The organism is Moorena sp. SIO1F2 (genome assembly GCF_010672755.1).
Lineage (GTDB): Bacteria > Cyanobacteriota > Cyanobacteriia > Cyanobacteriales > Coleofasciculaceae > Moorena.
Window position 1 is genome coordinate 24,533 of record NZ_JAAHFV010000038.1, and the last position, 8,651, is coordinate 33,183.

Annotated in this window: 11 protein-coding genes; 2 read left to right on the top strand and 9 right to left on the bottom strand. The window is 45.2% G+C overall.

Features of this window, described 5'->3' with window-relative positions:
- Positions 1–2 precede the first annotated feature (2 nt).
- From F6J94_RS07665 to F6J94_RS07685, 5 genes are all read right to left on the bottom strand, one after another.
- Positions 3–1,253: an AAA family ATPase gene (locus F6J94_RS07665; RefSeq protein ID WP_293038768.1), complete on the bottom strand. Its 1,251-nt coding sequence runs from the start codon at positions 1,251–1,253 to the stop codon at positions 3–5.
- Positions 1,246–2,187, bottom strand: a complete 942-nt coding sequence (locus tag F6J94_RS07670) for a cobalamin-binding protein (protein ID WP_293038770.1) — start codon at positions 2,185–2,187, stop codon at positions 1,246–1,248. Before F6J94_RS07670 ends, F6J94_RS07665 begins: the two co-directional genes overlap by 8 nt.
- A 3-nt stretch (positions 2,188–2,190) precedes the next feature.
- Positions 2,191–2,331 (bottom strand): hypothetical protein, encoded by a 141-nt coding sequence (locus F6J94_RS07675; protein ID WP_158069733.1) that lies wholly within the window; start codon positions 2,329–2,331, stop codon positions 2,191–2,193.
- Positions 2,332–2,499: 168 nt separating this feature from the next.
- Positions 2,500–2,736 (bottom strand): hypothetical protein, encoded by a 237-nt coding sequence (locus F6J94_RS07680; RefSeq protein WP_293038772.1) that lies wholly within the window; start codon positions 2,734–2,736, stop codon positions 2,500–2,502.
- A gap of 396 nt (positions 2,737–3,132) precedes the next feature.
- Complete coding sequence (locus F6J94_RS07685) at positions 3,133–3,507, bottom strand: hypothetical protein (RefSeq protein WP_293038774.1); 375 nt, start codon at positions 3,505–3,507, stop codon at positions 3,133–3,135.
- A 114-nt stretch (positions 3,508–3,621) separates the two neighbouring features.
- On the opposite strand from F6J94_RS07685, the gene F6J94_RS07690 reads away from it, so the two are divergent.
- Positions 3,622–4,062 carry a hypothetical protein gene (locus F6J94_RS07690; RefSeq protein ID WP_293038776.1) on the top strand — a complete coding sequence of 147 codons (441 nt, stop codon included), beginning with the start codon at positions 3,622–3,624 and terminating at the stop codon, positions 4,060–4,062.
- Here the strand turns inward: F6J94_RS07690 and F6J94_RS07695 are convergent.
- A complete protein-coding gene (locus F6J94_RS07695) occupies positions 4,052–4,237 on the bottom strand; it encodes a hypothetical protein (RefSeq protein WP_293038778.1) in 186 nt (61 codons plus the stop codon). The two genes, F6J94_RS07690 and F6J94_RS07695, sit on opposite strands and share 11 nt — an antisense overlap.
- 162 nt (positions 4,238–4,399) lie before the next feature.
- Here F6J94_RS07695 and F6J94_RS07700 point away from each other — a divergent pair, with 162 nt between their 5' ends.
- Entirely contained in the window at positions 4,400–4,555 is a 156-nt protein-coding gene (locus tag F6J94_RS07700) for a hypothetical protein (protein WP_293038780.1), read from the top strand.
- On the opposite strand, the gene F6J94_RS07705 is transcribed toward F6J94_RS07700, so the two are convergent.
- From F6J94_RS07705 to F6J94_RS07715, 3 genes are all read right to left on the bottom strand, one after another.
- The gene (locus tag F6J94_RS07705; protein ID WP_293038782.1) at positions 4,540–5,571 is read right to left on the bottom strand and encodes a glutathione S-transferase family protein; all 1,032 of its coding nucleotides are present in this window, start codon (positions 5,569–5,571) and stop codon (positions 4,540–4,542) included. The two genes, F6J94_RS07700 and F6J94_RS07705, sit on opposite strands and share 16 nt — an antisense overlap.
- Positions 5,572–5,707: 136 nt before the next feature.
- A complete protein-coding gene (locus F6J94_RS07710; protein ID WP_293019959.1) occupies positions 5,708–5,908 on the bottom strand; it encodes a hypothetical protein in 201 nt (66 codons plus the stop codon).
- A 61-nt stretch (positions 5,909–5,969) separates the two neighbouring features.
- Positions 5,970–8,399, bottom strand: coding sequence for a transglycosylase domain-containing protein (locus tag F6J94_RS07715; protein WP_293038784.1), 2,430 nt, complete (start codon positions 8,397–8,399; stop codon positions 5,970–5,972).
- Between the last annotated feature and the right edge of the window lie 252 nt (positions 8,400–8,651).

Here is an 8,651-nt window from a genome sequence, read left to right on the forward strand (position 1 = left end):
GTCTATAGTGGCTTAGGATCAGAAATATTCCTTTCAATAGCTCCTTTAGTCACTAGGTTGCCCAAGGAACCAGATGCCATCAATTTAGGTAAATTATCAATAGTTTCTAGAAGGGTGAGTGTGCTTTCTCCAGTTTCTGAATCCCGGTGTGCTACAACTACGAAGGGAATCATTTCTGGTCCTAAAGCATCTAGCAAAGCCGGATTGTGAGTAGTGACTAATATGTCGATTTTTCTCTTTTCTCCAATTTCTTTCAGCATGGTTATCAGCAGATGTAACCGAGATGGGTGCAATCCATTGTCTACATCTTCAATTACTAATTGACTCCCTTCTGGTCGTGTGATCAGTGCGGTAATAATGGCTAAGAAATGCAGGGTTCCATCTGACATTCCTCGGGCATCAATTTCTGTAGTTTGACCAGGTTTCCATTCTTCTTTACAGTAGAGCATAGCATCTGTACCAAACTTTCCTACTGGTTCCGCCCAAACTTCCTGTATATCTCGTTCTGGCAGATATTTCAAGTAAGCAGACACCGTTGAGTCAAACTCGTCTTTTTGCTCTTTAGGTAATGCGGCTAGCACACCAGCAATATTAGAGCCATCACTCTCAATGCGATCAGAAAGGGGTGAATAGTTCCGCATTCTGGCAGGCATAGGATTAAAAATAAAAATATTTTCTATAATTCTACAAACGTTTATAATTATATTTGTCATATCGGCATTATAGTTTATTCCCCTAAGTATACTCAAAATAGAATTAGAACCTTTCAAGAAATTTATCAACAAAATTTGTTCTTGATCTAGCAATTTAATATGAATATCTTTATCTTGAGTTCTAGGATAAGATATTTGGAACAAACTAGTTTGAGTAAGGATTTGATTACTATCTGGTGAATAGACCTGGCGAATTAGAGATTCATTAGCTAACTGAACACTTGGTTTGGTTTCTACTGTAATACTATAAAGGTAATCGGTTTCATCATCCTCTCCCTCAACCACAACTTTCAAGGTAAAGTGAGATTCTGGCTTGAGTGACGCCCACTCTACTCCACCTCGAATCCCAGGAAACGCAGCATCCCCTGCCAAAGCGGATCGAATCTCCTTTCCAAACACTATTCGTTTTAAAAGTTCCAAAGCATCAATTAGATTAGATTTTCCACTAGCATTCGTTCCGATTAACACAGTCAGGGGATCAATCGGGAGTTCTGCATAACGGAAGCTTTTCCAATTTTCCAGGATAAGTTTCTTAAGCATTTCCTACCTCAAACCGTTCCCAGCCACTGCCTTGATAACCAAAGGTGAACAGGTCTGGATGCAAAATTTCTGCTATCATTTCTACTGAATCGACTAGTCTTGGTCCTGGACGATTGAAATACCCATTACCATCAGTAACAAAAACCTTCCCCTGGCGTACCGCTTGCACAGTTGACCACTGCGAATGGTGAGCCATCTGTTGGGTTTCTTGTTTTGTGCGTTCCAAATCAAAGCCGCAAGGCATTACAATAATTACATCTGGATCAGCTTTGACTAAAGCATCCCATTCCAGATAAGGGGAATGTTTACCTAAAGCCCCAAACAGAGGATTACCACCTGCAATGGTCACTAATTCAGGAATCCAGTTACCAGCAGCCATGAGCGGATCAGTCCACTCGATGCAAGCAACAGTAGGGCGCTCATTTTCCGAGATTTCCTGTGTCTTTTGCTTACAGGTTTCGACACGAGACTGTAATTGGTTCAGTAGAGATTGTGACTCTACTCCCAGGATGACAGCAACTCGCTCAATATCTGCCCACACCTCAGTTAGCAAGTTTGGCTGCAAGGAAATTATCTGAGGCTGGCTATTAGTAAGGTTCGCAACTGCTTTCTCCACCACATCGAAGTTGACAGCACAGACATCACATTGATCTTGAGTAACAATGTGGGTTGGTTGCAGTTGTTCTAAAACATCAGTTTTTACTTGGTAAATACTCAAGGCACGTTTTACCAAATTGTTTATATCATCATCAATCTGGGCACTGGGTTTGTCGCTGTTGATTTGAGCCTCGGTGCAGACAGGTCGATTTTTGATGGTTGCGGGATAGTCGCATTCGTGGGATCGCCCTACAATGGCATCAGCTAATCCTAAAGCTGCCACAATTTCCGTGGCACTGGGGAGCAGAGTAACAATTCTCAGGTTTTGTGAAAGCATAGTTTAGACGTTGATAAGTTCAGGATATAAATAGTCAATAATAGGGAACAGGGAACAGGGAACAGGGAGTAGGGAACAGGGAACAGGGAGTAGGGAACAGGGAACAGGGATTAGGGAACAGGGAACAATATTATCACAATTCATTTAGCTTTTGTAGGGTGGGCAAAGGTCGATGATTCCTAATATAATTGCCAAATTTTCAATATTTGCCCACCCTACCCCACTGATAGCTGTTCGCGTAGCGTGCGCGTATCGCATTGGCTCTTGTCAGGTGGGCAAAGGTCGATGATTCCTCATTAAATTGCCAAACTTTCAATATTTGCCCACCCTACCATGCTGACCGCTGACTTGCCATTTCCAATAAAACTCCCGGGGAGTCATGGATAGTCGGCAGAAGCTGTATAGGTTGATCAAAATTCGCTCTCGCTCAGTGATGGCACGAGGCATTGAAAGTGGGCTTGTGGATTGGCTCTGGGCAATTTGGGCAAGGCGGTCTAGGGCTCGCTGACACTTAATCAGATGATCATTCGAGCGTTTTTTTGGCATCATGGAAATACCTCAAACATAGTGTTTGCTTGGGGGTATAAGCCGCGCTTCCAGGTGGCAAGCTATAAGCGCGGCTTTTTGTCCAAGAATATTATCGAAATAGCGGACATTTTTATTATTACTAATATCGGAAAAAAATCAAGGTTATTTGTTATTGTTAATATTTTTTTAAATTTTAATTAGATTGAATATTTTTGGATTTTATAGATAAAAATTATTAATTTTGTTGGGTAATTTTGGATTATTAATATAAACATCGTAGGGTGGGCATTGCTGATTTATATCAACATTGTTCGCTTATAAAATAAATGGGCAATGCCCACCAATACCCAACCCGAATCGTAGGGTGGGCATTGCTAATGTGAATTCCGGAAGAATTGTAGGGTGGGCATTGCTGATTTATATCAAAATTGTTAGCTTATAAAATAAATGGGCAATGCCCACCAAGACCCAACCGGAATCTTTGGGTGCACAAAGGTTCGGTAAATTTGGGCAGGGTTGGGCGTTGGTTTCAGGCCATGCCCACCCGACAAAATGCGTTCGCGTAGCGGCTCCAAAGGAGCATCGCGCCCCGCGTGACCATTCGCGTAGCGTGACCTTTTGGTCAAGGTCAATCGCGTAGCGGCTCCAAAGGAGCATCGCACTAGAAAAATCTCCTGAGCCGGAGCGTGGAGCTAGGAAAGATGGTGAAGGTAAAACAGTTCTTGAGTTTTCGGTGATGACGCAGGGAGTTAAACTAGGAAAATTTGTGGCATTCAATGGAGATGCCGCCATTCACACTCAGGCTTTTGCTGCCCTAGAGAGTCTTGAAGGGAAGTGTGGGAGGTGTGCTAAGTTGGGACAGTTTGGGAAGTTTGGGAAGTTTGGGAATTCGACTAATTTATAGTTATGAGAAATCCTAAAAAGCAGTTAAATATATTATCATTGACTCACTACATGTTTGGGGGATTTGTCGGATTTTACTCCCTGTTTATACTAATGTTGTATATCCCTTTTGGTCTGTTCATGATTGGTGCAACTGACTCAATTCCTCCAGACTTATCAGGAGAGTTATCAGAGTGGTTTAAGTTATCACGAAATGTCTCATCGGACTTGCCTGGATATTTGCTGGTCATTTCTGGTGCCATACTTTTCATCCTTGGAGAAATCTTTGCTTTTGCTATCATTATCTCTGGATATATGCTCAGAAAAAGCAAGAATTATTGGTTTTCGTTTATGATAGCTTGCCTACTCTGCTGGTTCAGACCATTTGGCACACTTGTTGGAGTTTTAACGATTGTTGTTCTATCTCGCCAATCGGTAAAAAAATTATATCCTTTTAACTATTAAAAGGGAATCGGGAATCGGGAATCGGGAATCGGGAATCGGGAGTCGGGAATCGGGAATTGGGAATCGGGAACAGGGAGTCGGGAATCGGGAATCGGGAATCGAAAGCAAGGAACAGGGAAAAAATTTTTTGTATCTCATTGTCTTGATCCAAAGCGCGAATGGGGGTTTCCCACAAGACCGGGCTGCATCGCTACTATAAGAACCACTGTAGTTAGTATTACTATACTTGTGATTAGTGTAAGAGTGAACGGCTGAGTGCGATGGCCTTTGGCCACGCTACGCGATCGCATCCAATTCAATCAACACTATAGGGTACCTAAATAAATTGTGAGAATTTTTGTTCCCGACTCCCGACTCCCGACTCCCGACTCCCGACTCCCGATTCCCGACTCCCGACTCCCGATTCCCGATTCCCTACTCCCGACTCCCGATTCCCGACTCCCGATTCCCGATTCCCGACTCCCGACTCCCGACTCCCTATTCCCGACCATGAGGTCTAAGCAGGCTAGCCAAATCAGGGCCACTGGGAATAATTCCACCTGGATTGAGGGGGAACAGATTGCCGTAGTAATCCCGCTTGACATCCTCCAAGCTACAAGTATCAGCAACTCCAGGAAGCTGATACAAGTCACGCAGGTAGGGGCCTAAGTTATCGTAGTCCTGAATTCTGAAACGGTTGCACTTGAACAATCCATAATAGACCACATCAAAACGGAACAGAGTGGTAAATAGACGCACATCCGCCAGGGTTACCCTATCCCCACACAGGTATCTACTGGTCTCCAGGGCTCGATCAATCTTATCCAAGGTTGTGAATAGCTGATCGCAAGCTTTCTCATAAGCTTCTTGGGTCTGGGCAAAACCGCAGCGATAGACTCCATTATTCACCGTGTGGTAGATGGTCTCATTCCACCCATCAATGGTTTCCTTCAGTTCCTCTGGATAAAGGTCTAGGGTAGGATTAGTAGCGAACTCATTGAACTGTGAGTTCAGCATTACGATAATTTCTGCACTCTCATTGTTGACAATGGTTTTGCTCTGTTTATCCCACAGCACTGGAACTGTGCAACGACCGTTGTAGCCTGTTTTTCCCAGCTCGTAAAGTTCAGGAAGGGTATCGCAACCTTCCTGCTGCTCATTAAATACCCAAATCCCCTGATTTGAGGAAGGAGACGCAATGAATACCGGTATTGCGTCTTGGAGTCCCTTGAGTGCCCTGACGACGAGAGTGCGGTGCGCCCAAGGACAACCGAGTCCTACAAAAAGACAGTAGCGTCCTGCTTCAGGTTGGTAAGGATTCTCTGCTTCTGTCCCAATAAAATTCCTAAACTCGCTCTTCGGGCGAATGTACTCTCCAGAATTATTCCGTGGAGCCAGCTTCGACATCATCATTTGCCAGAGAGTTGTCCAGACAAATTTTCCCAACCTGATGATCAGTGTTGGGGGGAGTGACTTGCCTTTCTTCTTAGTTTCAGCAGCTCCGGTCATGATGGTCATTTGGTAAGACATCTCTAAGATACCAACAAATTCTGACCAGTGGCCTGATTCCCCTAATAGCGCTGAAAAAGAACCCTGACTTCAACACGGTAAGCCAGGGCTCTTTCTCAGTCAAATCTTCTGGTTTTCCCAACCAAACTAACTTCTGTTAGGATTGGTCTCCCTTAGAATTATCCTCTGGATCATCGATCTTTGGTACCCAATTAGGAGTGTCTGACCCTTCCCAACCAGCAGGACGTTTAGAGTTGTACCAAGCAATCGAGCCAATCACAACTGCTGCCACAAAACCCACAACATACACTAGGGTAAACCACAAGGGAAAACTGCCTGCTTCCATCAATACATACATAGCCAGTTTAGATTTTCTCGTATTTCGGTTATCGTACCATCCAGCATGATGGCTTCGATACCTACTTTCTAGCTGCTGGGGGAGCTAACGGACCTCCTGCTGGCTTGCGTTGAGGCTTAGGACGAGCCACCGGCTTGGGAGCAACTCTGGGTGCTGGTGCTGGTCTGCGCCTTGCTCGTGCTGGTGCATACCTGCGCTTGGCTGGTGCTGACCGTCTCGGGGCAGTGTTTCTAGGCGTATAGCGTCTGGTGGTACTTTTACGGGGATAAGACCGTTTAGTTGTAGCTTTGCGACGGTAATACCGTTTGGGTTGAGAGTTCTTCCTAGACACCCTGACCCGACTACTACGCCGCCGTGTAGAACTGGCTCTTCTGGTTGAACTAGCTCTTCTTGAACTAGTTCTTCTCCTTGACCGAGTTGTGGAAGCGGTAACGGTAGTGGGAACAAATTTTTTGTTAATAACTCGTTTGGGTTTAATCGGCTGAGCTTCAATGGTAGCTTCCCGACCTGATAACTTCCTGGGGCGCTCAGTAAAGGACTCACGGTCTAAGTCTTCGATTACCTCCAACATGAACTGACGCCAGGTGGCAGCAGCAGTTGCACTAGAACCCTTGGTAGGCTTATTATCATCATTACCTAACCAAACCCCAGCTACTAATTGGGGAATATAGCCCACAAACCAGAGGTCACGGGCATCATCCGTAGTACCGGTTTTTCCAACTGCTGGTCGTCCAATTTGAGCCGCTGTTCCGGTACCCCCGGTAACCACACCCCTGAGCATCCAGGTCACAATGGCTGCTGTTTCTGCATCAATAGCTCGCTCACCCTCGAGTTTGTGGTCATAAATCACGTTACCGTGCTGGTCAATAATGCGGCGAATCCCATGAGCATCGTGGTGAATGCCTTGGGCGGCTAAGGTGCCATAGGAACTGGTAAGTTCTAACAGGTTTACCTCAGATGCTCCTAAGGCTAGGGAGTAGGTGGAATGGAGTTTGGATTTAATCCCCATTTTTTGAGCTAGTTTAATGATCGGCTCCCAGCCCACATCCACTAGGGTTTTTACGGCTACTACATTCACCGAAGAAATCAGGGCATCCCGCACTGAGATCGAACCCCGGAATCTCTCACTGTAGTTTTTAGGTTCGTAACCATCTACTATATATCCGGCATCCATGTAGCCTTTATAGGGAGACATCCCTGTTGCTAATGCTGCGGTATACACGAATGTTTTGAATGTAGAACCAGGCTGACGCTGAGCTTGGGTGACCCGATTGAGGTAATTATTGCTATCTAGGTCATTAAAATCCTTACCCCCGACCATGGCTTTGATCTGACCATTGCGGGGATCGACGGCAACTAGTGCAGCTTGTCCAAACCGTTGGTACCGACCATAGGTTTTCATGGTCTTTTGGACAGCAGTTTCAGCAGCATCTTGCCACTCTAAATTAATTGTAGTTTCAATAGTCAGCCCTTTCTGAGCCAGTACTTCTTTGGAAACGTATTTGGGCAATTCTTGTTGGATGTATTCAGTGAAATAGAATGCTTTACGCTCCAGTCGCTTCGGTTGGCTTGGCTTAATACTCAGGGGCTCGGCCATGGCTTTGTCGGCTTCAGCCTGGGAGATGTAGCCATTTTCCAACATCCGCTGCAATACTACATCACGACGCTCTTTGGCTGCTTTTTGCCTAGAGCTATTGATTTTGCCCTCAAACAATGGCGAGTAAACACTAGGAGCTGGAGGTAATCCCGCCAGTGTTGCTATTTCTCCCAAGGTCAGGTCTTTTACGGGTTTACTAAAATAGACCCAAGCCGCATCAGCAATGCCGTAAGCACCGGAACCCAAATAGACTAAGTTTAAATAGCGCTCCAGGATTTGATCTTTGGTCAAATCCTGCTCAATTTTCTGCGCCATGCGCATTTCTTTGAGTTTCCGTACGATGCTGCGTTCGTGATCAAAGTAGACAATTCTAGCGAGTTGCTGGGTAATCGTGCTACCTCCTTCTACTACTCCCCCAGCTTTCAGGTTAGCCACAGTAGCACGGAGAATACCCTGGGAATCTACCCCTTTATGCTCTTTAAAGCGTTGGTCTTCAATAGCAATGAAAGCTTCCATCAGGGTTTCGGGTATTTCCCAAATCTTGAGGGTCTCATGGGTAGCTGGCCCAATTTGCTGGATAATAGTGCTATCGGCAGCTTTGATGGTGATGGTGTCATCTCGAACATAGGTCAAGACATCCTTAGTAGAATCTGGCAGAGAGCTTTCTAGCTTTTGCCAACCCCAACCCAATGCGATCGCACTGCCACCCACCCCTAGTCCGATCCAAAACCAGGAGCGACGATAGATTGCTTTTGGTCCGATTAGCGGTTTGATAACTGTAGTAGATACACGCTTGATTCCGTTGAGAGTTTGGGCAACTACCCTCGACCGCTTCCGCCGTCTTGGCTTTGATGAGGGGGGCTTGCCATTATTAGACACAGCACTCCTATTCAAATCCGATTTCTCCGTCAGTTTCTTTGAGGGATTCGGAGGGTGGTGGCTATGTCGATCTTGGGGCTTCGGGGAAAATATTGACACATCAACTCCTTAGCAATACAAAAGCAGCCATAACTTGTTGTCTTATAACTTGTTGTCTATTTTAGGGCTATAAATCTTAAATTTAGTGAATCTGTCACTTTTTTCTTTCTGCTTGCCTAAAATCCGGATTTCTACGTACTAGGTAAGCATTCAGCTATCAGCATTCAA

Excerpts from the sequence above, each read along its gene's own strand:
- F6J94_RS07675 (WP_158069733.1), bottom strand. The coding sequence starts at position 2,331 with ATGAATTGTGATAATATTGTTCCCTGTTCCCTAATCCCTGTTCCCTGT.
- F6J94_RS07685 (WP_293038774.1), bottom strand. The coding sequence starts at position 3,507 with ATGGCGGCATCTCCATTGAATGCCACAAATTTTCCTAGTTTAACTCCC.
- F6J94_RS07705 (WP_293038782.1), bottom strand. The coding sequence starts at position 5,571 with ATGTCTTACCAAATGACCATCATGACCGGAGCTGCTGAAACTAAGAAG.
- F6J94_RS07680 (WP_293038772.1), bottom strand. The coding sequence starts at position 2,736 with ATGATGCCAAAAAAACGCTCGAATGATCATCTGATTAAGTGTCAGCGA.
- F6J94_RS07710 (WP_293019959.1), bottom strand. The coding sequence starts at position 5,908 with ATGTATGTATTGATGGAAGCAGGCAGTTTTCCCTTGTGGTTTACCCTA.
- F6J94_RS07690 (WP_293038776.1), top strand. The coding sequence starts at position 3,622 with ATGAGAAATCCTAAAAAGCAGTTAAATATATTATCATTGACTCACTAC.
- F6J94_RS07665 (WP_293038768.1), bottom strand. The coding sequence starts at position 1,253 with ATGCTTAAGAAACTTATCCTGGAAAATTGGAAAAGCTTCCGTTATGCA.
- F6J94_RS07670 (WP_293038770.1), bottom strand. The coding sequence starts at position 2,187 with ATGCTTTCACAAAACCTGAGAATTGTTACTCTGCTCCCCAGTGCCACG.